General features: G+C 71.1%; 18 protein-coding genes and 1 riboswitch. Of the genes, 14 read left to right on the top strand and 4 right to left on the bottom strand.

The window, feature by feature from the left end; translation table 11 throughout:
* The first annotated feature begins 33 nt into the window (after positions 1–33).
* Positions 34–423, top strand: coding sequence for a hypothetical protein (locus SLINC_RS18550; RefSeq protein WP_067434061.1), 390 nt, complete (start codon positions 34–36; stop codon positions 421–423).
* Positions 424–436: 13 nt separating this feature from the next.
* Here the strand turns inward: SLINC_RS18550 and SLINC_RS18545 are convergent, their stop codons facing one another.
* Both SLINC_RS18545 and SLINC_RS18540 read right to left on the bottom strand, forming a co-directional pair.
* Positions 437–916 carry a GNAT family N-acetyltransferase gene (locus tag SLINC_RS18545; protein WP_067445487.1) on the bottom strand — a complete coding sequence of 160 codons (480 nt, stop codon included), beginning with the start codon at positions 914–916 and terminating at the stop codon, positions 437–439.
* 43 nt (positions 917–959) lie between these two features.
* Positions 960–2,459: an MFS transporter gene (locus SLINC_RS18540; RefSeq protein ID WP_067434058.1), complete on the bottom strand. Its 1,500-nt coding sequence runs from the start codon at positions 2,457–2,459 to the stop codon at positions 960–962.
* A 413-nt stretch (positions 2,460–2,872) separates the two neighbouring features.
* Between SLINC_RS18540 and SLINC_RS18535 the strand changes: the two genes are divergently transcribed.
* Both SLINC_RS18535 and SLINC_RS18530 read left to right on the top strand, forming a co-directional pair.
* The gene (locus SLINC_RS18535) at positions 2,873–3,661 is read left to right on the top strand and encodes an ABC transporter ATP-binding protein (RefSeq protein WP_067434055.1); all 789 of its coding nucleotides are present in this window, start codon (positions 2,873–2,875) and stop codon (positions 3,659–3,661) included.
* Positions 3,658–6,222: an ABC transporter permease gene (locus tag SLINC_RS18530; RefSeq protein ID WP_067434052.1), complete on the top strand. Its 2,565-nt coding sequence runs from the start codon at positions 3,658–3,660 to the stop codon at positions 6,220–6,222. The genes SLINC_RS18535 and SLINC_RS18530 overlap by 4 nt, the downstream gene beginning before the upstream one ends.
* Before the next feature lie 72 nt (positions 6,223–6,294).
* On the opposite strand, the gene SLINC_RS18525 is transcribed toward SLINC_RS18530, so the two are convergent.
* On the bottom strand, positions 6,295–7,737 hold the full coding sequence (locus SLINC_RS18525) for a DUF2079 domain-containing protein (protein ID WP_067434049.1): 1,443 nt from the start codon (positions 7,735–7,737) through the stop codon (positions 6,295–6,297).
* Between the two features lie 343 nt (positions 7,738–8,080).
* On the opposite strand from SLINC_RS18525, the gene mfd reads away from it, so the two are divergent.
* The gene (mfd, locus tag SLINC_RS18520; RefSeq protein ID WP_067434046.1) at positions 8,081–11,647 is read left to right on the top strand and encodes a transcription-repair coupling factor; all 3,567 of its coding nucleotides are present in this window, start codon (positions 8,081–8,083) and stop codon (positions 11,645–11,647) included.
* Between the two features lie 93 nt (positions 11,648–11,740).
* Here mfd and SLINC_RS18515 read toward each other — a convergent pair whose 3' ends face one another.
* The gene (locus SLINC_RS18515; RefSeq protein WP_067434043.1) at positions 11,741–11,923 is read right to left on the bottom strand and encodes an antitoxin; all 183 of its coding nucleotides are present in this window, start codon (positions 11,921–11,923) and stop codon (positions 11,741–11,743) included.
* 144 nt (positions 11,924–12,067) lie between these two features.
* Between SLINC_RS18515 and SLINC_RS18510 the strand changes: the two genes are divergently transcribed.
* From SLINC_RS18510 to SLINC_RS18465, 10 genes are all read left to right on the top strand, one after another.
* Positions 12,068–12,865, top strand: coding sequence for an HNH endonuclease family protein (locus SLINC_RS18510; protein WP_067434040.1), 798 nt, complete (start codon positions 12,068–12,070; stop codon positions 12,863–12,865).
* 196 nt (positions 12,866–13,061) lie between these two features.
* On the top strand, positions 13,062–13,640 hold the full coding sequence (locus tag SLINC_RS18505) for a hypothetical protein (protein WP_067434037.1): 579 nt from the start codon (positions 13,062–13,064) through the stop codon (positions 13,638–13,640).
* A 38-nt stretch (positions 13,641–13,678) separates the two neighbouring features.
* On the top strand, positions 13,679–15,172 hold the full coding sequence (locus tag SLINC_RS18500; protein ID WP_257785203.1) for a serine/threonine-protein kinase: 1,494 nt from the start codon (positions 13,679–13,681) through the stop codon (positions 15,170–15,172).
* Positions 15,173–15,342: 170 nt separating this feature from the next.
* The gene (locus SLINC_RS18495) at positions 15,343–15,987 is read left to right on the top strand and encodes a SurA N-terminal domain-containing protein (protein ID WP_067434031.1); all 645 of its coding nucleotides are present in this window, start codon (positions 15,343–15,345) and stop codon (positions 15,985–15,987) included.
* 162 nt (positions 15,988–16,149) lie between these two features.
* Positions 16,150–17,145 carry a nucleoside triphosphate pyrophosphohydrolase gene (locus SLINC_RS18490; RefSeq protein WP_067434028.1) on the top strand — a complete coding sequence of 332 codons (996 nt, stop codon included), beginning with the start codon at positions 16,150–16,152 and terminating at the stop codon, positions 17,143–17,145.
* Positions 17,146–17,249: 104 nt separating this feature from the next.
* Positions 17,250–18,518, top strand: a complete 1,269-nt coding sequence (locus SLINC_RS18485; protein WP_067434025.1) for a cytochrome P450 family protein — start codon at positions 17,250–17,252, stop codon at positions 18,516–18,518.
* 194 nt (positions 18,519–18,712) lie between these two features.
* Positions 18,713–19,705: a LysM peptidoglycan-binding domain-containing protein gene (locus tag SLINC_RS18480; protein ID WP_067434022.1), complete on the top strand. Its 993-nt coding sequence runs from the start codon at positions 18,713–18,715 to the stop codon at positions 19,703–19,705.
* Between the two features lie 195 nt (positions 19,706–19,900).
* Positions 19,901–20,069: riboswitch (cyclic di-AMP (ydaO/yuaA leader) on the top strand.
* 4 nt (positions 20,070–20,073) lie between these two features.
* Positions 20,074–20,760 (top strand): LysM peptidoglycan-binding domain-containing protein, encoded by a 687-nt coding sequence (locus SLINC_RS18475; protein WP_067434019.1) that lies wholly within the window; start codon positions 20,074–20,076, stop codon positions 20,758–20,760.
* Between the two features lie 332 nt (positions 20,761–21,092).
* Positions 21,093–22,388, top strand: a complete 1,296-nt coding sequence (eno, locus tag SLINC_RS18470; protein WP_067434015.1) for a phosphopyruvate hydratase — start codon at positions 21,093–21,095, stop codon at positions 22,386–22,388.
* A 115-nt stretch (positions 22,389–22,503) separates the two neighbouring features.
* Positions 22,504–22,980, top strand: coding sequence for an FtsB family cell division protein (locus tag SLINC_RS18465; RefSeq protein ID WP_067434011.1), 477 nt, complete (start codon positions 22,504–22,506; stop codon positions 22,978–22,980).
* Positions 22,981–22,982: the final 2 nt, after the last annotated feature.

Here is a 22,982-nt window from a genome sequence, read left to right as displayed (position 1 = left end):
GACCGGGGGCGGGGTTCTTGGGGGATGGTGTCGATGTCCGACGTACGTGAGTCCGTGCTGCCCGGGCAGGTGCGGGCCGCTCAACTGCTGCTGTTCGCGCTGGCGTTCACCGGCATGGTCGTGGTGCTCGCGCGCTCCGGGGGCCTGACCTCCTACGGGCTCGGCGACATGATGGCGCCCTGGCTGTTCGTGTGGGTCTGCGCGCTGCTCGCCCTGACCTACGGCGGTCGTGCGCGGGGCGGGGTCCGGATCACGACCATCGTGCTGTTGCTGTTCATGCTTCTGCCGACCGTCAGCCGGCTGTCCGGCGCGGACGCGCCCCTGGAGTTCCTGGACGCCGGGCTGCGGATCGGGCTGGGCGCGCCCGCGCTCGTGCTGCTGTTCCTGAACCAGTCCAGGGACTGGTTCGAACGGGAGCGGTGACGCCGGCTTCCGTTCAGAACGGCCGCGTGTAGCGGACGCCGGGGCGGTCGCCGATGGTGAAGTCGCCGGTGACGGTGAAACCGTTGCGTTCGAGGACGGTCCGGGACGCCGGGTTGTCGAGGGTCGTGACCGCGGTGAGCGAGAGCAGACCGTACGTCGTCTCCGCCAGCCGGCAGACCTCCCCGACCGCCGCGCTCGCCACCCCCCGGCCCGCGGCCGACTCGCCCACCCGGTAGCCCAGTTCGGCCGTGCCGTCCGTGACGTCGACCAGGTTGACCCGGCCGACCAGCTCGTCCCGGTCGTCCTTGATCACGTGGAAGTGGCAGACACCGGCGTCCTGTTCGGCGAGCAGGGCCGCGAGCCGGCCGGTGAACTCGGCGAAGTACGCGTCCCCCCGGTCCGGGATCGACCGCGCGAAATAGGCGCGGTTCGCCCGCTCGAAGGCCAGCAGGGTGTCCGCGTGGTCGGCCCGCAGCCGCTCCAGTCTCACCATGAGGCGCAGGATAGGCAGCCGCCACCGGTGGGGCACGCGAATATCACTGCTCCTTGAGCAGCGGGAACCGTCGCGGGGCGAGGAACAGCAGGACCAGGAACGCCAGTGCCGCCGCGCAGGAAGCGCCCAGGTAGACCGCGTGGACCGCGTCCGCGACGGCCCGCCGGGTCGCCTCGGGGGCGGGGCCCGCGTCCAGGGCGCGGGTGACGGAGTCCAGGTCGCCGGCGCCGCCGAGCCGGGCGGCGAGCACCCCGTTGGCGATCGCGCCGAAGACCGCCGCGCCGACGGTCTGGCCGGTCTGGCGGCAGAACAGGACGGACGCGGTGGCCGTGCCGCGTTCCTCCCAGCCGACCGTGGACTGGACACCGACGAGCAGGGGGAGTTGGAAGAGGCCGAGCGCGCCGCCGAGCAGCAGCATCAGCAGGGCCGGCTGCCAGGCCCGGCCGGGATACGGCAGGAACGGGAACGCCAGCAGGATCAGCGCCGCCGAGCCGATCCCGAGCATCGCCGTGTTGCGGAAGCCGATGCGCCGGTAGACGTGCTGGCTCAGCGCCGCCGACACCGGCCAGCTGAGCGTCCACACCGACAGCACGAACCCGGCGGCCACCGGGGCCAGGCCCAGCACCGACTGGGCGTAGGTCGGCAGGAAGACACTCGGCGCCACCATCAGCAGGCCCAGCGCGCCCAGGGCCAGGTTCACCGCGGCGATCGTGCGGCGGCGCCACACCCACCCGGGGATGATCGGCTCGGCCGCCCGTCGCTCCACCAGCACCACGACCCCGGCCAGCGCGAGCCCCGCGGCGAACAGGGCGAGCGAGGGGCCCGACAGCCACGGCCACGCCACGCCGCCCTGCACCAGCGCGGTGAGCAGCACCCCGCCGCACGCGAACACCGCCAGCGCGCCCGCCCAGTCGACCCGCGCGCGCGTGCCCGTCGTCCCCCGGTCGGGCTCGTGCAGGAACCGGACGATCATCCACAGCGCGACCGCCCCGATCGGCAGGTTGACCAGGAAGATCCACCGCCAGTCCGCGTAGGTCGCCAGCAACCCGCCCACGCCCGGCCCCGCGACCGCCGACACCGCCCACACCGTGGACAGCTTGGCCTGGATCTTCGGGCGCTCCTTCAGCGGGTACAGATCGGCGGCGAGCGTCTGCACCGTCCCCTGCAAGGCCCCGCCGCCCAGCCCCTGCACGATCCGGAACGCGATCAGCGCCCCCATGTTCCAGGCCACCGCGCACAGCAGCGACCCGAGCAGGAACAGGACCGCGCCCACGACCAGCACCGGTTTGCGCCCGAAGGTGTCGGAGAGCTTGCCGTAGAGGGGCAGTGTGACCGTCACGGCCAGCAGATAGCCGGAGAACAGCCAGGAGAAGACCGAGAACCCGCCGAGATCACCCACGATCTGCGGCACGGCCGTGGAGACGATGGTGGAGTCCAGAGCGGCCAGCGCCATCGCGAGCATCAGGGCCGCCACCACGGCCCCGCGCCGGTCGGGTGCGGTGCGCGGTGCGTCCTCACGGAGCGCGGGTCTTATGTCGCCCACCGGGTTCCTTCCCCCTGCATCCAACTGCCGCGCATCACCATCTCACTTGACCCTCACGCCACGGCAGGGTGCAGCCTGACTGGACCGGTGGGTGGAGCGGACCCCGAGAACGCCTCCACCCACCGGTGGAGAGCCCCTAGGGGAACCTCAGTACTACGGCTCGGGGAGGGTTCGTACCGCCGGAGGACGAGACGGGGCCCGCCCGCTCCTTAACCTGGCTTTACGCCGCTGGGGAGCGGTCGGGGGTGGTTGACCGAACCGGCCGGGGTGGGGTTTTCCCCAGCAGAAGACTGCGCTGAGCACCAGCGCGCCGGGGACCCTCCCGGGACCAGACTGAACGCCGTACCCAAGCACGCAGCACCTGCCGAGCGGGCCTCGGCGACTTACGCGCTGACCGACATAGGAGACATACCGTGACATCGGCTGTAACCATCACCAGGCACGGGGGCACTGGAGGGCGTACGGCCGTTGCCGCGCGGGCGCGGCAGGTCGTCAAGGCGTACGGGTCCGGGGAGACCCGTGTCGTCGCCCTCGACCACGTCGACGTGGACATCGCCCGCGGGCAGTTCACCGCGATCATGGGCCCCTCGGGCTCCGGCAAGTCCACGCTGATGCACTGCCTCGCCGGTCTGGACACCGTCACCTCCGGGCAGATCTACCTGGACGAGACCGAGATCACCGGCCTGAAGGACAAGAAGCTCACCCAGCTGCGCCGGGACCGGATCGGTTTCATCTTCCAGGCGTTCAACCTGCTGCCGACGCTGAACGCGCTCGAGAACATCACCCTGCCCATGGACATCGCCGGCCGGAAGCCCGACCGGGCGTGGCTGGGACGGGTCGTGGACACCGTGGGGCTCAGCGACCGGCTCAAGCACCGGCCCACCCAGCTCTCCGGCGGCCAGCAGCAGCGCGTCGCCGTCGCCCGTGCCCTGGCCGCCCGCCCCGAGATCATCTTCGGTGACGAGCCGACCGGAAACCTCGACTCCCGTGCCGGCGCGGAGGTGCTGAGCTTCCTGCGCCGCTCGGTGGACGAGCTGGGCCAGACCATCGTGATGGTCACCCACGACCCTGTCGCCGCCTCCTACGCGGACCGTGTGCTCTACCTGGCTGACGGCCGGATCGTCGACGAGATGTACAAGCCCACCGCCGAGGCCGTCCTGGACCGCATGAAGGACTTCGACGCCCGGGGGCGCACGTCATGACCGTCCTGAAGACCTCGATGCGCAACTTCTTCGCGCACAAGGGACGCATGGCCCTGTCCGCCGTCGCGGTCATGCTGTCGGTGGCGTTCGTCTGCGGCACGCTCGTCTTCACCGACACGATGAACACGACGTTCGACAAGCTCTTCGCCTCGACCGCCTCCGACGTCACGGTCTCCCCGAAGGGCGCCAAGAGCGACGACACCCCGCAGAACGGCAAGCCCGCCTCCCTGCCGGCCGCCCTGCTCCCGCAGGTGGAGAAGGCGAAGGACGTCAAGTCCGCCGAGGGCGCGGTCAGTGCGATGAACGTGACCGTCGTCGACAGCGCGAACAAGAACATGGGCAACAGCGACGGCGCCCCGACCATCGCGGGCAACTGGACCAGCAGCGACGCCCGCACGATGGACATCACCTCCGGGCACGCCCCGCGCGGCCCCACCGAGGTGATGGTCGACGCCGACACCGCCGACAAGCACGACCTCAAGCTCGGCGACGAACTGCGCACCATCTCCGTCGCCGGTGACTTCACGGCACGCATCGTCGGTGTCGCCGCCTTCAAGGTGACCAACCCCGGCGCGGCCGTCTTCTACTTCGACACCGCCACCGCCCAGCGTGAACTGCTCGGCGCCACCGGCCTGTTCACCCAGATCTACGTCACCGCCGCGAACGGCGCCAGCGACGCGCAGCTCAAGCAGAACGTCACCCAGGCCCTGGACGGCACCTTCAAGATCCAGACGGCCAAGGAGAACGCCGACGAGAACCGTCAGGGCATCGACCAGTTCATGAACGTCATCAAGTACGCCATGCTCGGCTTCGCCGGGATCGCGTTCCTGGTCGGCATCTTCCTGATCATCAACACCTTCTCGATGCTGGTCGCCCAGCGAACCCGCGAGATCGGCCTGATGCGGGCGATCGGCTCCTCCCGCAAGCAGGTCAACCGGTCCGTGCTGGTCGAGGCGCTGCTCCTCGGAGTCGTCGGGTCCATCCTCGGCGTGGGCGCCGGAGTCGGCATCGCGATCGGCCTGATGAAGCTGATGTCGGCGGCCGGCATGAACCTCTCCACCGACGACCTCACCGTGACGACGACGACCCCGATCGCCGGACTCGTCCTCGGTGTCGTGGTCACCGTCCTCGCCGCCTACCTGCCGGCCCGCCGCGCCGGCAAGGTCTCCCCGATGGCCGCGCTGCGCGACGCCGGCACCCCCGCCGACGGCAGGGCCGGCCTGGTGCGCGGCCTGATCGGGCTCGTCCTGACCGGCGCGGGCACCTTCGCCCTCTACACGGCCGCGAACGCCGACAAGGCGAGCGAGGGCGCGCTGCTGCTGGGCGGCGGAGTCGTGCTGACCCTCATCGGGTTCGTCGTCATCGGCCCGCTGCTGGCCGGCGGTGTCGTACGGGTGATCAGCGCGGTACTGCTGCGGGCCTTCGGACCCGTCGGCCGCCTCGCCGAGCGCAACGCCCTGCGCAACCCGCGCCGCACCGGCGCCACCGGCGCGGCCCTCATGATCGGCCTGGCCCTGGTGGCCTGTCTGTCGGTGGTCGGCTCCTCGATGGTCGCCTCGGCCACCAGCGAACTCGACAAGTCCGTCGGCGCGGACTTCATCGTCCAGGGCAACCAGCGGATCGTGCCCCAGGCCCAGCAGGCCATGGAGCGCAGCCCCGGCCTCGCCCACGTCACCAGCTACAAGGAGCTGGAGGCCACCCTCACCTCGCCCGACGGCAAGAAGGACACCAAGGGCGTCACCGCCGCCGACCCGTCGTACGCCAAGGACCTGCGCCGCCCCACCACGGCGGGCACCCTCACGGCCGCCTACGGCAAGGACGCCATGTCGGTCGGCTCCGACTACGCCAAGGCCCACGGCGTGCGGGTCGGCGACACCATCACCGTCGCCTTCAAGGGCGGCGAGACGGCCAGGCTGAAGGTCGCCGCCGTCACCGACGACAGCGGGGCGCTGGACAAGGGCTCGCGCTACCTCAGCATCGAGACGATGCGGAAGTACGTCCCGGCCGACCAGATCCCGCCCAACTCGATCATGTTCGCCAAGGCCAAGGACGGCCAGGAGAAGCAGGCCTACGCCGCCCTGAAGGAGTCCCTGGACAAGTACCCGCAGTACCAGGTCCGCGACCAGACCGACTACAAGCAGGAACTGAAGAACCAGGTCGGCCAGTTGCTGAACATGGTCTACGGCCTGCTGGCCCTCGCGATCATCGTCGCCGTGCTCGGTGTGGTGAACACCCTCGCGCTGTCGGTGGTCGAGCGGACCCGGGAGATCGGCCTGATGCGGGCGATCGGCCTCTCGCGGCGCCAGCTGCGGCGGATGATCCGCATGGAGTCGGTGGTCATCGCCCTCTTCGGCGCCCTGCTCGGCCTCGGCCTGGGCATGGGCTGGGGCACCACCGCCCAGAAGCTGCTCGCCCTGGAGGGCCTGGGGGTCCTGGAGATTCCCTGGACGACCATCATCGGGGTGTTCATCGGCTCCGCGTTCGTGGGCCTGTTCGCCGCCCTCGTCCCGGCGTTCCGGGCGGGCCGGATGAACGTCCTGAACGCCATCGCCACCGAGTAGCCATCCCGCACGGGGGAGCGCCCGGCGCCGAGAAGTCACGGGGGACTTCTCGGCGCCGGGCCGTCGCCGTGTTCAGGGCCGCGTGCGCTTCATCAGCACATAGCCGTGGGAGGAGCCCTCCACGACGTACGTCGCCCGCGGATGCAGCTGCCGGGAGTACTCCATCACGTCCTCGACCCACCTGGTGGAGTTGTCGATGGCGATGAAGTCCGGGGCGATGCCCCGCGTGTTGCCGATCCAGAACACCCGGCACCGCGAGGTCAGCCGGCTGATCGGCCCGATGTTCGCCTCCACGCTCGCGCCGTCCGGGATCCGGTCCAGCAGCCCCTCCACGGCCCGCACCTCGGCCGGCTTGCGGTAGACGTCCGCCTCGGTCAGCGCGGACAGCGGCAGCGTGGTGGTCAGCGCCAGCGCCGCCGCGACGACGGCCGCCGGCAGATGGGAGGCGTACGACCGCACGCGGGCGCTCGGGCTGTGCCGCGCGGCGGAGAGCGCGTCGGCCAGCGCGAGGACGACCACCGGCATGAGGACGGCGCTGTAGTGCCAGTCCGTGCCCCAGTAGTGCGGGTCGCCGGAGAGGAACCGCCAGCCGAGCGTCGGCAGCGCCACCAGCAGGAGCGGCGAGCGCAGCGCGAACAGGCCGCTGGTGGGGATCAGCAGCCAGGCGAGCGTCCGCAGTTTGGTGTCGAGACCGTCCCAGGGGCCGCCCGTCTCGCTCACCTTGTCCCAGTAGTCGTACGCCCCGGTGGTGTTGAAGGCCGGGATCACGACGGTGAGTGTGAGCGCGGTGGCGAGCACGCCGAACAGGGCCACCGCGAGGGCGTACGGCACCGTCCGCGGCGCGAAGTGCCGGGCCCGCAGCGCGACCACCACCGCGATCGCCGCCACGGTCAGTCCCAGGTCCTCCTTCATCAGGACCAGCGGAAGGGCCCAGCACAGGGCGCTCCGCCACCGTCGCGCGAGCACCGCCTCCAGCGCGAACGCGATCAGCGGTACGGCGAAGCAGATCTCGTGGAAGTCGAAGTCGACCGCCCGCTGCACCCCCCACGACAGCCCGTACGCCACCCCGAGGGCCAGCCCCCGCCGCCGCCCCAGCAGCCCCGCCGCCGCCCGTGTCACCGGCACCGCCGACAGCGCGAACAACGCCGCCTGCGCCACCAGCAGCGTCACCGGCGAGGGGAAGAGCCGGTACAGCGGCGCCAGCACCACCGTCACCGGGCTGAAGTGGTCCCCCAGGATGTTGAACCCCGGCCCCTTCAGATCGGCCACCGGCACCCGGAGATGCGCGTACGCCCGCACCACCTGCTCGAAGATCCCCAGGTCCCACGACATCGAGGCCATGTGCCGGTACCGCCCCACCGACACCGTCGCGTAGGCGAGGAACAGGGCCCCCGCGAGCACCCAGGGATCCCTCCGGGGGAACAGCAGAAGCCGGTCACGCGGGGCGGGCGTGACCGGCGCGGGTATGTGGGGGCGGGCGGACGTCCCGGTCAGGGGGAGGGAAGGAGCGGGCATGTGCGGGCCTTATGGGTCGGGGCGGGCGCGTGCCACCAGGGTCGTCTGCGGAGATCAGGAGCGGGCGACCGGGGGTGGGAGGTGTTGTGGGGGTGGTGTGTGGTAGCGCGGCTGTTTCGGGTGGGTATCTCAGCGGGCGCATCTCAACGCCGGTCCAGGGCACCCCAGCCCGTCCGGCGTTTGAGGACGAGGCCCCTTAAGGGCCGAAGCGGGGGTCTGGGGGCGGCAGCCCCCAGGGACAGCCACCTCGACGTCGGCGTCGTCGTACGCTGGACGACATGCCCCCGGCCGCCGCGCGCGTCGGGCGATTCGCGTTGCCCACCTCGACGAAAGCCGCCCCAGAATGAGCCTGCACGGTCTGCTCGACGCCGTCGTCAAGGACACCGCCCTCGTGGAAGCGATCAAGGCGGCCGCAGACGGCAACCGCATGCACATCGACCTGGTGGGCCCGCCCGCGGCCCGCCCCTTCGCGGTCGCCGCCCTGGCCCGCGAAACCGGCCGGCCGGTGCTCGCGGTGACGGCGACGGGCCGCGAGGCCGAGGACCTGGCCGCGGCCCTGCGCTCGCTCCTGCCCCCGGCGGGCGTGGTGGAGTACCCGTCCTGGGAGACCCTCCCGCACGAGCGCCTCAGCCCCCGCAGCGACACCGTCGGCCGCCGCCTCGCCGTCCTGCGCCGACTGGCCCACCCCCGCCCCGACGACCCCGAGACGGGCCCCGTCTCCGTCGTCGTCGCCCCCGTCCGCTCGGTGCTTCAGCCGCAGGTCAAGGGCCTGGGCGACCTGGAGCCGGTGGCTCTGAGGAGCGGGCAGACCGCGGATCTGAACGAGGTCGTCGAAGCCCTCGCCGCCGCCGCGTACGCGCGCGTGGAGCTCGTGGAGAAGCGCGGCGAGTTCGCCGTACGAGGAGGCATCCTCGACGTCTTCCCGCCCACTGAGGAACACCCCCTGCGCGTGGAGTTCTGGGGCGACGACGTGGAGGAGATCCGCTACTTCAAGGTCGCCGACCAGCGCTCCCTGGAGGTCGCCGAGCACGGCCTGTGGGCGCCGCCCTGCCGCGAGCTGCTGCTGACCGACGACGTCCGCTCACGCGCGCGTGCCCTCGCCGAACAGCACCCGGAGCTCGGCGAACTGCTCGGCAAGATCGCCGAGGGGATCGCCGTGGAAGGCATGGAGTCCCTGGCTCCCGTCCTGGTCGACGACATGGAGCTGCTGATCGACGTCCTGCCCAAGGGCGCCATGGCCGTCGTCTGCGATCCGGAGCGGGTGCGCACGCGCGCCTCCGACCTCGTGGCCACCAGCCAGGAGTTCCTCCAGGCGTCCTGGGCGGCCACCGCCGGCGGCGGCGAGGCGCCGATCGACGTCGGCGCGGCCTCCCTGCGGTCCATCGCGGACGTCCGGGAGCGGGCGCGCGAGCTGGAGATGATGTGGTGGTCGGTGTCGCCGTTCGCGGCCGACCTCGAACTGACGGAGACCTCCGCCGCCGACACGACGGGGGACGCGACGGGGGACACCCTCAAGCTCGGCATGCACGCGCCGGAGACCTACCGCGGCGACACGGCCAGGGCACTGGCCGACACCAAGGGCTGGCTCGCCGACGGCTGGCGCGCGGTCTACGTCACCGAGGCCCACGGCCCGGCCGCCCGTACCGTCGAGGTCCTCGGCGCCGAGGGCATCGCGGCCCGCCTGGACGCCGAGCTGGCCACGATCTCCCCGTCCGTCGTGCACGTGGCGTGCGGCTCGATCGACTTCGGCTTCGTGGACCCGAAGCTGAGAATCGCCGTCCTCACCGAGACGGACCTCTCCGGGCAGAAGGCCGCCGGCAAGGACGGCGCCCGCATGCCCGCCCGCCGCCGCAAGACCATCGACCCGCTCACCCTGGAGGCGGGCGACTACATCGTCCACGAGCAGCACGGCGTGGGCCGCTACATCGAGATGGTGCAGCGCACCGTGCAGGGCGCGACCCGCGAGTACCTGGTCGTCGAGTACGCCCCCGCCAAGCGCGGCCAGCCCGGCGACCGCCTCTACATCCCCACCGACCAGCTGGAGCAGATCACCAAGTACGTCGGCGGCGAGGCCCCCACCCTGCACCGCCTCGGCGGCGCCGACTGGACCAAGACCAAGGCCCGTGCGAAGAAGGCCGTCAAGGAGATCGCCGCCGACCTGATCAAGCTGTACAGCGCGCGGATGGCGGCGCCCGGCCACGCCTTCGGTTCCGACACCCCCTGGCAGCGCGAGCTGGAGGACGCCTTTCCCTACGCGGAGACGCCCGACCAGCTCACCACCATCGCCGAGGTCAAGGAGGACATGGAGAAGTCGGTCCCGATGGACCGCCTGGTCTGCGGCGACGTCGGCTACGGCAAGACGGAGATCGCCGTCCGGGCCGCCTTCAAGGCGGTCCAGGACGGCAAGCAGGTGGCGGTGCTGGTGCCCACCACGCTGCTGGTGCAGCAGCACTTCGGGACGTTCTCCGAGCGCTACTCGCAGTTCCCCGTCAGTGTGAAGGCGCTCTCCCGCTTCCAGAGCGACACCGAGGCCAAGGCCGTCCTGGAGGGCCTGCGCGAGGGCTCCGTGGACATCGTCATCGGCACCCACCGCCTGTTCTCCTCCGAGACCAAGTTCAAGGACCTGGGCCTGGTCATCGTCGACGAGGAGCAGCGCTTCGGCGTCGAGCACAAGGAGCAGCTGAAGAAGCTCCGCGCCAACGTCGACGTTCTGACCATGTCCGCCACCCCGATCCCGCGCACCCTGGAGATGGCGGTCACCGGCATCCGCGAGATGTCGACGATCACCACGCCCCCGGAGGAGCGCCACCCGGTGCTCACCTTCGTCGGGCCCTACGAGGAGCGGCAGATCGGCGCGGCCATCCGCCGTGAACTGCTGCGCGAGGGCCAGGTCTTCTACATCCACAACCGCGTCGAGTCGATCGACCGGGCGGCGGCCAGGCTGCGGGAGATCGTCCCCGAGGCGCGCATCGCGACGGCCCACGGCCAGATGTCGGAACAGTCCCTGGAACAGGTCGTCGTCGACTTCTGGGAGAAGAAGTTCGACGTGCTCGTCTCCACCACGATCGTCGAGTCCGGCATCGACATCTCCAACGCCAACACCCTGATCGTGGAGCGCGGCGACAACTTCGGCCTCTCCCAGCTGCACCAGCTGCGCGGCCGGGTGGGCCGTGGCCGCGAGCGCGGTTACGCCTACTTCCTGTACCCGCCGGAGAAGCCGCTGACGGAGACCGCCCACGAGCGCCTGGCGACCATCGCCCAGCACACCGAGATGGGCGCGGGCATGTACGTGGCGATGAAGGACCTGGAGATCCGCGGCGCCGGCAACCTGCTGGGCGGCGAGCAGTCCGGCCATATCGCGGGCGTCGGCTTCGACCTGTACGTCCGCATGGTCGGCGAGGCCGTCGCGGACTACCGGGCCTCCCTGGAGGGCGGTGTGGAGGAGGAGCCGCCGCTGGAGGTCAAGATCGAGCTCCCGGTCGACGCGCACGTCCCGCACGACTACGCGCCCGGCGAGCGGCTCAGGCTCCAGGCCTACCGGGCCATCGCCTCGGTGAACACCGAGGACGACGTCAAGGCCGTACGCGAGGAACTCGTCGACCGTTACGGCAAGTTGCCCGAGCCGGTGGAGAACCTGCTGCTGGTGGCGGGTCTGCGCATGCTGGCACGCGCGTGCGGGGTCGGCGAGATCGTGTTGCAGGGCACCAACATCCGCTTCGCGCCGGTGGAGTTGCGCGAGTCCCAGGAACTCAGGGTCAAGCGCCTGTACCCGGGAACCGTCATCAAGCCGGCCGCCCACCAGGTGCTGGTGCCGCGCCCCAAGACCGCGAAGGTGGGCGGGAAGCCGCTGGTCGGGCGGGAACTGCTCGGCTGGGTCGGGGAGTTCCTGACGTCGATCCTGGGGTCGTAGGAAGGCAAGGCAAGGCAAGGCAAGGGTGAGGGTGAGGGTGAGGCCGTCCGCGGGAGCTGTGTCTCCGCGGACGGCCTCGGTGAGTCCAGGGCCTTACGGCTGTTCGGGCCTGTCGCGATCCATGCCGAGCCGGTCTTCGATCCGCTGTTGCCCGTCGTCGACCTGGCTCTCGTACTTGTTGCCCGTCTTCTCGTTGGCCTTGCGTTCCGCGACATCGGACATGTCCTTCGCCCGGTCGCCCTTCATCTGGCTCTTGATCTTGTCGAAGATGCCCATCCAGAGCTCCTTCCGCAGGTGACTCGCCATCGACCATACGCCCGACATGCCCGCAATGCCCATTTAAGGACCGATGTGGTCTGGACCTCTCGGCCGCTACCGTGGGACCAGCGGTAACCGGCAGGGCAAGGGGAGGGACGCACCATGGCGCGTCGCAAGGGTGGGACGGCGTCCGCCGTCATGACCGGGCTGGCTCTGTGCGCGGCCATGGCCCTCGTCTCCGGATGCGAAGGCCTCGACGCCGGCGACACCGCCGGCACCGACGGTTCGTCACCGGAGAGCGGCGCGGCGGCCCCCGCGGCGGACGGCCACGCCGTCAGCCCGCTCCAGAACCCGGACGGAGTCAAGCCCGGCCTCGCCCCCGTGACGAGCGAGACCGACGAGGCCACGGCCCGCAAGCTCATCGAGACGGTCCGCACCAAGGGACGCGGCCCCAAGACGGGCTACGACCGCGACGAGTTCGGCTACGCCTGGATGGACACCGCCGAAGGCGTCCCGCTGTCCCGCAACGGCTGCGACACCCGCAACGACCTCCTCCAGCGCGACGGCCGGGACGTGCGCTTCCGCTCCGGCTCCGACTGCGTGGTCGTCTCCATGACCCTCAACGACCCCTACACCGGCACCGTCATCCAGTGGCGCAAACAGAAGGCCACCGAGGTGCAGATCGACCACGTCGTGCCGCTCTCCTACAGCTGGCAGATGGGCTCCGCCCGCTGGTCGGAGACCAAACGCGAGCAACTGGCCAACGACCCCCTGAACCTCATCCCGGCCGAAGGCCGCGCCAACTCCTCCAAGGGCGACTCCGGCCCCGCCTCCTGGCTCCCCCCGAACAAACGCATCCGCTGCGCCTACGCGATCCGTTTCGCCCAGGTCGCCGTCAAGTACGACCTACCGGTGACCGCCCCCGACCGGCAGATCATGCTGAGGCAGTGCGGGGCGTGAAGGCCGAGCCGAACGTGCGGATGCGGCCTCCGCCGACCTGCCCCGCCGGGTGACGTGATCAGGTCGACAACGGTTCGGTACAACCCAGGACCGCTCGCAGGTGTCGGCCTATACGCTCGAAGCGACAATCGCGCGACCGGCGTTGCCCGACGTCGGCCGCGCCCGTACGCGCGCACCTCGGACACCAGGAGCTGTCATGCATGGCCACGGCTACACGCAGCCGGTGAAGCAGCCGCCCCACATGGGGTGGCTGGTCTTCCTGCGCGTGCTGTTCGTGGTGATCGCGATCTTCAGTGTCGGGCTCCTGGCCTGGACGATGCTGCTGCGCCTGGCGATCGTCACGCGCAAGCCGCTCGACTGGGGCCTGTTCGTGGCCGCGCTCGTCGCCGACATCCTCGCGCTCGTGCTGATCGGCACCGAGCCCGGCGAGGACGTCCACACCGTGGGCGGCTGGACGGGCATGGTCCTGCTGCTGGGCACGCTCGTCGCCGGGATCGCGTACTACCTCGCGGCGGACATCCGCCACTTCCACCGGCTCCGCCACGGCGGCTATCCGCCGCGGACGGCTCCGGCGTACGGCTATCCGCAGCCCGCGCCGCCGACGCCGTACACCGCGACGGCCCTCCCGCAGACCTCCGGGGCGCCGTACACCCCGCCTCCGCAGCGCCCCGCGCCCGCGCGTATCGACGAGGTGCGCGCCGAGCTCGACGAGCTCAGTGACTACCTGCGCAACCACGACGGCCGTCCCCACGGCAACCCCGAGGGCGGAAGGTGACCGCGACGGCAGGACGCGTCGTCGCCGACCGCTACGAACTGTCCACCCTCATCGGCCAGGGCGGCATGGGCCAGGTCTGGACGGCGTACGACCAGCGGCTGGACCGGCGCGTCGCGGTGAAGCTGCTGCGCCCCGACAAGGTGGCGGGCCAGGAGGCGGACGAACTGCGCCGGCGCTTCGTGCGCGAGTGCCGGGTCACCGCACAGGTCGACCACCCGGGCCTGGTCACCGTGCACGACGCGGGCAGCGAGGACGAGGAACTGTTCCTCGTCATGCAGTACGTCGACGGCGCCGACCTCTCCGACCATCTCGCCGAACACGGCCCGTACCCCTGGCAGTGGGCCGTCGCCGTCGCCGCGCAACTGTGCGCCGTGCTGAGCGCCGTGCACGCCGTGCCGATCGTCCACCGCGACCTCAAGCCGCGCAATGTGATGGTGAAGCAGGACGGCACGGTCACCGTCCTCGACCTCGGCGTCGCCTCCGTCATGGACGCCGACACCACCCGCCTCACCCACACCGGCACCCCCATCGGCTCGCCCGCCTACATGGCCCCCGAACAGGCCATGGGGGGCGCGGTCGGCCCGTACACCGACCTGTACGCGCTCGGTGTGGTGCTGCACGAACTCCTCAGCGGTGACGTGCCGTTCGCCGGATCGACGGCGCTCGGCGTGCTGCACCGGCACCTGTACGAGCCCCCGCTGCCCGTTCGCCGCATCCGCCCCGAGGTGCCCGAGCCGCTCGAAGCGCTGGTCCTGCGGCTGCTCGCCAAGGACCCGCAGCACCGGCCCGCCTCCGCGCAGGACGTGTACGAGGACCTCACGCCGCTGCTGCCCGCGCGCGGGAGACCCACCGGAGCGCCCCTGGACCCCACGCGCCCGTTCCTGAGCCCGCACGCCCCCTGGCCCGACCGCGCGCGGACGCCCGCGCCGCAGCCCGCCCCCGCCGCCCCGGTCGCGCCGCCCGCCGAGAAGACGGACGTCGCCCGCGCCGTCGACGAGGTCAAGCGCCTCCTCGGCGAGGGCCGGATCACCCAGGCCGTCGACATCCTCGGCGCGATCCTCCCGGTCGCCGCCCAGCAGCACGGCGAGAACTCCCCGGTCGTCCGCACCCTGCGCAAGCAGTACGCGGCCACCCTCATGGACGACGGCCAGTACCGTCGCGCGCTGCCCGTCCTGCGCGCCCTCGCCACCGAACGCGCCGCCGAGGCGGGCCACGCCGACCCCCGCTCCCTCCGCTTCCGCTTCGAGGCCGCCCAGTGCCTGGAGCAGCTCGGCGAACCGGCGGCCGCGCTCGCCGAGTACCGCGCGCTGCTGCCGTACTACGAGAACCAGTACGTGGCAGGCGACCCCGAACTCGCCCACGACGTCCGCCGCCGCATCGGCCACCTCCTGCTCGCCCTCGGCGACCGCGCCGCCGCCCACGACACCCTGGCCCGCCTGCTGCACGACGCGGAGCGCCTGCACGGCCCCGGCCACCCGCTCGCCATGGAGGTCCGCCGGACCCTGGAATGGCTCGGCCAGGTGCGCGGCTAGGGAACCCGCCGTCCCGCCCGGCGCGGCACGGGATGCGCACGGGATCCGCGTCGGTGCCCGAAGTCCTGGTGAATCGTTGGTCGAATGGGTTGGCCAGAGCTTGCCCACTGCCTACCATCGATCACCGCAAGACCTTGTGCACCGCCGCACAATCTCCTCGGGAGGCTTCCTTGCACCGCCGCCGTCGCACCGCGCTCCTCCTCTCCGCCGCGATCGCCGCGGCCCCCCTCCTCACCGCCTGCGGAAACGACGCGCACCCCGGCGCGGCGGCCGTCGTCGGCGGCCAGCGGATCACCGTCGCCCAGCTGGAGAACCGGGTGAACGAGGTCCGCGAGGCGCAGCGGGCCGCGGTGGCGGACGAGGCGCAGTACGCACAGGCCGTCGCCGGGACCGGCACCCTCACCCGGGACACCCTGCACAACATGGTCCTCGACCAGGTGGTGCACCGCGCCGCGCAGGAAGCGGGCGTGACCGTCAGCCGCTACGAGGTCCAGCAGATGCGCGCCGGCCTGGAACAGCAGACGGGTGGCGCCAAGGCACTGGAGACCGCCTGGCTCCAGCAGTACGGCATCGCCCCCGAGCGCCTCGACGACAACCTCCGCTTCCAGCTGGAGGCCCAGAAGCTCGCCGCCAAGGTCGGCACCGACACCGGCGACCCCGCCTTCTGGAACGCACTCGCCAAGGCCTCCAAGGACCTCGGCGTCGACCTCAACCCGCGCTACGGCACCTGGGACGCCCAGAAGAGCAGCCGCGCCGACACGAAGATGCCGTGGCTGCGCGAGGTGACGGCGCCGGAGACCGGACAGACGGCCTGAGGCACCGCCGCGAGGTGGCGTAACGGTACGGCGGGCACACGCGCCCTGTCCGTGGAGGGCCCCGGCCTGTGGACAACGGCGCCTGTGGACACCTGTGCCTGTGGACACCTGTGCCTGTGGACAACTCGCGGTGCCGTCGGCGCCGTGCGTTAGCTTCGAGGTGTGAACGCAACCAGTCCCGAAGCCGCCTCCGGCCCCGGCCGCATCGTCCTGCTCACCACCAGCCACCGCGTCGCGCCCGGACTGCTCTCCTGGCCCGCCTGGCAGGCACTGCACGCCGCCGACCGCGTGCTCTGCGCGGACGGCGCGCACCCGCAGCTGCCGTATCTGCGCGAGGCGGGCATAGGCGTCGACGAGACGGCACCGACCGCCGAGGAACTGGTAGCCGCCTGCGCCGACGGCGGCACCGTGGTCGTCGTGGCGACCGGCGAGGGCGAACCGGCCCTCACCGACGGACTGGCACGCCTCGCGGGCTCCGGACGCGTGACCATGCCCGAGCTGGAGCTGCTGCCCGCCTCCTACGACCTGCCCGGCGCCCGGCTCCTCGACCTCGTCCAGGTGATGGACCGCATCCGCGCCGAGTGCCCGTGGTCCTCCCGGCAGACCCACGAGGGCCTCGCCAAGTACGGCATCGAGGAGGCGTACGAACTCGTCGAGGCCATCGAGGACGGCGACCGCGACGAACTCCGCGAGGAACTCGGCGACGTCCTCCTCCAGGTCGTCTTCCACGCGAGGATCGCTGAGGAGCACCCCGACACCCCCTTCTCCGTCGACGACGTCGCCGGCGGCATCGTCACCAAACTCATCCACCGTCACCCGCACGTCTTCGGCGACGAGACCGCCACCACCCCCGAAGAGGTCAAGGAACACTGGCTGCGCACCAAGGCCGTCGAGAAGCGACGTGAATCGGTCACCGACGGCATACCCCTGGGCCAGCCGGGCCTCGCCCTCGCCGCGAAGCTCGCCTCCCGCGTCCGCACGGCCGGCCTCGACGTCCCCCTCCCCACAGGCGACGGCGTCGGCTACGACCTCCTGACCCTCGCGATCCACGCCGAGGCGGCCGGCGTGGACCCCGAGGCGGCCCTGCGCGCGGCGGCCCGCGCCTACCGGGACGCCGTACGCGCGGCCGAGGGCCTCGCGGCCGGCACCGGGCGGTAGCGCCCCGGTCCCCACCCCGCCATGACCGTCCTCGTCCCCACCCCGCCATGACCGTCCTCGTCCCCACCCCGCCATGACCGCCCCCGCCCGGATACCGTCAAGGAGTGACCGACCAGCCCATCCCTCTCAGCCCCGCACCCGAACTCTTCACCTGGGAGTTCGCCGGCGACCCCTACCCGGCGTACGCCTGGCTCCGTGAGCACGCGCCGGTGCAGCGGACGCGTCTTCCCAGCGGGGTGGAGGCCTGGTTGGTCACCCGCTACGGCGATGCCAAGCAGGCGCTGGCCGATCCGCGGCTGTCCAAGAACCCGGCGCATCACGACGAGCCGGCGCACGCCAAGGGGAAGACCGGTATCCCCGGGGAGCGCAAGGCGGAGCTGATGACGCATCTGCTGAACATCGACCCGCCGGACCACACCCGGCTGCGCAGGCTGGTGTCGAAGGCGTTCACACCGCGCCGGGTCGCGGAGTTCGCGCCGCGCGTCCAGGAACTCACCGATCAGCTCATCGACGGGTTCGCGGACAAGGGGAGCGCCGACCTCATCCACGAGTTCGCCTTCCCGCTCCCCATCTACGCGATCTGCGACCTGCTCGGCGTCCCCCGCGAGGACCAGGACGACTTCCGGGACTGGGCGGGGATGATGATCCGTCACCAGGGCGGCCCCCGCGGCGGTGTGGCCCGGTCGGTGAAGAAGATGCGCGGCTACCTCGCCGACCTGATCCACCGCAAGCGAGAGGCCCTGCCCGACGAACCCACCCCCGGCGAGGACCTCATCTCGGGTCTCATCCGGGCCTCCGACCACGGCGAGCACCTCACCGAGAACGAGGCCGCCGCCATGGCCTTCATCCTGCTCTTCGCGGGTTTCGAGACCACCGTCAACCTGATCGGCAACGGCACCTACGCCCTCCTGACCCACCCCGAGCAGCGGGCCCGCCTGCAGAAGTCGCTCGCCGGGGGCGACCGCGGCCTGCTGGAGACCGGCGTCGAGGAACTCCTGCGCTACGACGGTCCCGTGGAGATGGCCACCTGGCGGTTCGCGACCCGCCCGCTGAGCATCGGCGGGCAGGACATCGCGGCCGGCGACCCCGTCCTCGTCGTCCTGGCCGCGGCGGACCGGGATCCGGAGCGGTTCGCGGACCCGGACGTGCTCGATCTCGGCCGGCGTGACAACCAACACCTCGGATACGGCCACGGCATCCACTACTGCCTCGGCGCGCCCCTCGCCCGACTGGAGGGCCAGACCGCGCTCGCCACCCTCCTCACCCGCCTTCCCGACCTGCAACTGGCGGCGGATCCGACCGATTTGCGCTGGCGCGGCGGCCTCATCATGCGTGGACTGCGCACCCTCCCCGTGCAGTTCGCCCCCCGCTGAGCGCCGCGTTCACGCCCCGTGGTCGACCGCTCTCACCTGCGTAAAGGTGACACGCCCTCAAGTCTGTGACTTTCACGTGATCTACGCGGCATTAACTTGTGACAAGTGTTCGACTGCCGATACGTTCACGGATCAGCGCGGCGCCGAGCAGTACGCTCCGCGCCGGCCACCGTCGTCTCGTGAAAGGTCTCCGCATGCTCTCCGGGAACGGTCGTCACCGTCGCCCCCGCCAGGCTCCGGCCATCCTCGTCGCGGCCGGGGTGACCGGTTCCGCCATCGCCATTCCGCTCCTCGGGGCCACCGGCGCGAGCGCGGCCACCGGGACCACGTGGGACCAGGTCGCCAACTGCGAGACCGAAGGCGCCTGGAGCCACCAGGGCGCGGATCAGTACGGCGGGCTGAACATCGCCCAGGAGGACTGGGACAAACACGGCGGGCTCGACTTCGCCGAGCGGCCCGACCAGGCCAGCCGGAACCAGCAGATCACCGTCGCCGAGAAGATCCTCGCGGACCAGGGCGTCGGCTACTGGTCCACCTGCGGTCTGCTCAACGGGCTCAGTCAGGACTCCAAGGCGGCCGACGTCGACACGGGTGTGTCCGACGGCACGGGCTCCGGTGACTCCGGCGCCGGCTCCGGTCTGACCGACTCCTCCGAGTCGTCGGCCGGTTCGTCCGCGGACTCCGGATCGGACGCGTCGTCGCCCTCGCCGTCCGGCACTCCGTCGGACAACCCGGCCAAGTCCGGCACATCCACCGATCCCACCACCGACCCCACCGCCGATTCCACTCCGCGGGGCGGCTCACAGCGGTCGGACAGCCCCTCCACAGGTGCACCGAAGCAGGACGAGTCGGACAATTCCTGGCGCGAGGGCGGCTCTTCGGCCCTCGTCGACATCGGAGCCCTCGGCGGCACGTCCACCGGAGACACCCTCAGCGGCGGCAAGCACCGCGGCGGCAGCGCCGACGAGGGTGCGGGCGAGGGTGCCGACACCGCCGCCTCCGCCGGCCGGCACGCCGCCCGCGACGACTCGTACATCGTGCGCCCCGGGGACACGCTCGCGTCCATCGCCGACTCCCTGGACCTCCAGGGCGGGTGGCGCGCGCTCTACGAGGAGAACAAGGCGGCCATCGGCACCGACCCGAGCCGCATCGTGCCCGGTCAGACCCTCGGACTTGGTACCGAATAGGGCGAAAAGCAACGGGAGTTCACGTCACACTTCGCGTCGTAATGTCCGGATTGGCGAAAGTGTGGGATGAGTCTCAGAAGCCCTGATCGTCTTTGAAATTCCGCCGATCGCGTGTCTACGGTCATCACCGCTCGGCAACCCGAGCCCCGTCTGCCGCAACGCCGAATCCTGCCAGTGGCCGCACGGGAACAGTCGTCGCGTCAAGCGCCGTAGGCAGGAGCGGGGGACCCAAGGTAAGTGCCGGACCCGGCGGTTGACGCCGGAACCGGCTTGGGGTGAAGCCGTGCACCGAGAGGTGCGCGGCCGGGCAACTCAACCGGCCCGAACCCGACAGCTCACCTCGCAGGCGTCGGTGAGGGGATCCTTCCATGCTGTTTTCCGGCAAGGGCAAGCACCGCCGTCCGTCCAAGGCCACTCGGGCCATCGCCATCGCCGGTGTCACCGGCGCCGCTGTCGCCGCCCCGCTGATGGCGTCCGGCACCGCCTCCGCCGCCACCGCTTCCGAGTGGGACGCCGTCGCCCAGTGCGAGTCCGGCGGTGACTGGACCATCAACACCGGCAACGGCTACTACGGCGGCGTGCAGTTCTCCGCCTCCACCTGGGCCGCGTACGGCGGCACCCAGTACGCCGCGCAGGCCAACCAGGCCTCCAAGGCGCAGCAGATCGAGATCGCCGAGAAGGTCCTCGCGGGCCAGGGCAAGGGTGCCTGGCCGGTCTGCGGCAAGAACCTGTCCGGCGCCTCCTACAACGGCGGCTCCACCGGTTCGTCCAACTCCGGCTCCGGCCAGAGCACCGAGAGCCGCTCCTCCGAGCAGCCGGCCTCCCGCTCCTCCGAGCGCCCGGCGGCCAAGGCCAAGAAGACCGTCACCACGCCGACCGGCAAGAAGGTCAAGAAGGGCGACGGCGAGTACAAGGTCGTCAAGGGCGACACCCTCAGCTCGATCGCCGAGAAGCACGACGTCAAGGGCGGCTGGGCGAAGCTGTTCGAGCTGAACAAGGACATCGTCGACCAGGCCGACCTCATCTACCCGGGTCAGCAGCTGCACCTGAAGTAAGAGCTGCACCTGAAGTAAGAGGACAGCTGAACCACAGGACCCTCATATCCGTGTCCTTCAAGATGAAGGCCTCGTGAGGGTCCCCCCGTCCCCACGGGCTCCCCGCTCCGGTGCGTGTTCCCCCGTACGCACCGGGGCGGGGCTTTTTCATGCGGCGTCCCAGGGAGCTCTTTGTTCCGTTCGGAAACAATTTACTCTCGGTTCTGCCCAAGGGGTGGGCGACCGCATGGCCGAACGCCCCGGGCCGGTTAGGCTCGTCTCGCGGAGCCGACGGTGGCTCCGTGCACCACGGGCCCCGCGGCCCGCGCAACCGCGTCACATCCCAGAAGGAGATGCTCGTGCCGTCCATCGACGTCGTCGTAGCCCGGGAAATCCTGGACTCCCGAGGCAATCCCACGGTCGAGGTCGAGGTCGGCCTCGACGACGGCAGCACGGGTCGTGCCGCCGTCCCCTCCGGCGCCTCCACGGGCGCCTTCGAAGCCATCGAGCTCCGCGACGGTGACCCCAACCGCTACATGGGCAAGGGCGTCGAGAAGGCCGTCCTCGCGGTCATCGAGCAGATCGGCCCGGAGCTCGTCGGCTACGACGCCACCGAGCAGCGCCTGATCGACCAGGCGATGTTCGACCTGGACGCCACCGACAACAAGGGCTCCCTCGGCGCCAACGCCATCCTCGGCGTCTCCCTCGCCGTCGCCCACGCCGCCTCCGAGGCCAGCGACCTCCCGCTCTTCCGCTACCTGGGCGGCCCGAACGCGCACCTGCTGCCCGTTCCGATGATGAACATCCTGAACGGCGGCTCGCACGCCGACTCCAACGTGGACATCCAGGAGTTCATGATCGCCCCGATCGGCGCGGAGTCCTTCTCCGAGGCCCTGCGCTGGGGCGCCGAGGTCTACCACACCCTCAAGAAGGTGCTGAAGACCAAGGGCCTGTCCACCGGCCTCGGCGACGAGGGCGGCTTCGCCCCGAACCTGGAGTCCAACCGCGCCGCCCTCGACCTCATCCTCGAGGCCATCAAGGAGGCCGGTTACACCCCCGGCGAGCAGATCGCCCTGGCGCTCGACGTCGCCGCCTCCGAGTTCTACAAGGACGGCGTCTACACCTTCGAGGGCAAGGAGCGCTCCGCCGCCGAGATGACGGAGTACTACGCCGAGCTCGTCGCGTCGTACCCGCTCGTCTCCATCGAGGACCCGCTGTACGAGGACGACTGGGCCGGCTGGAACGCCATCACCGAGAAGCTGGGCGACAAGGTCCAGATCGTCGGCGACGACCTCTTCGTCACCAACCCCGAGCGCCTGGCCCGCGGCATCGAGGAGGGCTCCGCCAACGCCCTGCTCGTCAAGGTCAACCAGATCGGTTCCCTCACCGAGACCCTGGACGCCGTCGAGCTCGCCCAGCGCAACGGCTTCAAGTGCATGATGTCCCACCGCTCCGGCGAGACCGAGGACGTCACCATCGCCGACCTCGCCGTCGCGGTGAACTGCGGCCAGATCAAGACCGGCGCCCCGGCCCGCTCGGACCGCGTCGCCAAGTACAACCAGCTGCTGCGCATCGAGGAGATCCTCGACGACGCCGCGGTGTACGCGGGCCGTTCGGCCTTCCCGCGGTTTCGCTCTGCGAACCAGTAGGCACAGCAAGGGCTGACCCCCACCGGGTCAATCCGTAGCCAGTCGTACGTACGTCCCCGTACCGGTCCCGTACCGTGTGCGGGGACGTACGCGCGTGTGAGAACGGGAGTGAGAGATGGCCGTCAAGGACCGGGACCGTTTCTCCACCACGACCAGGATCAGGCTGCTCGGCGAGCAGACCGCGGCCCGTGTCTACCGCTCCCAGACCAAACGGCAGGCCCGCCGCTCCCGGCTGACCGGCCGGGCCGCGCTGCTGGCCCTCGTCCTGTGCACACTGGTCGTGGCGCTCGCGTATCCCATAAGGCAGTACGTCTCCCAGCGCGCCGAGATCGCCGATCTCCAGCGGGAGAAGGAGCAGGCCCGGCAGCGGGTGGAGCAGCTGCGGGACCTCAAGGCACGCTGGCAGGACGACGCGTACGCCCAGCAGCAGATCCGGCAGCGGCTGCACTACGTCCTGCCGGGCGAGACGGGCTTCATCGTCGTCGACCCGAACGCGGCCCGGCAGTCCCGAGCCGACCTGGGGGCGGCCGACCGCCCCTGGTACGCGAACGTCTGGGACGGCGTCGACAAGTCCGACGCCTCCGATCAGTGAAC

This window comes from Streptomyces lincolnensis, from assembly GCF_001685355.1.
Classification (GTDB): Bacteria; Actinomycetota; Actinomycetes; order Streptomycetales; family Streptomycetaceae; genus Streptomyces; species Streptomyces lincolnensis.
Note: the sequence above shows the minus strand (reverse complement) of the source record. Positions and strands in the feature narration are given on the sequence as shown.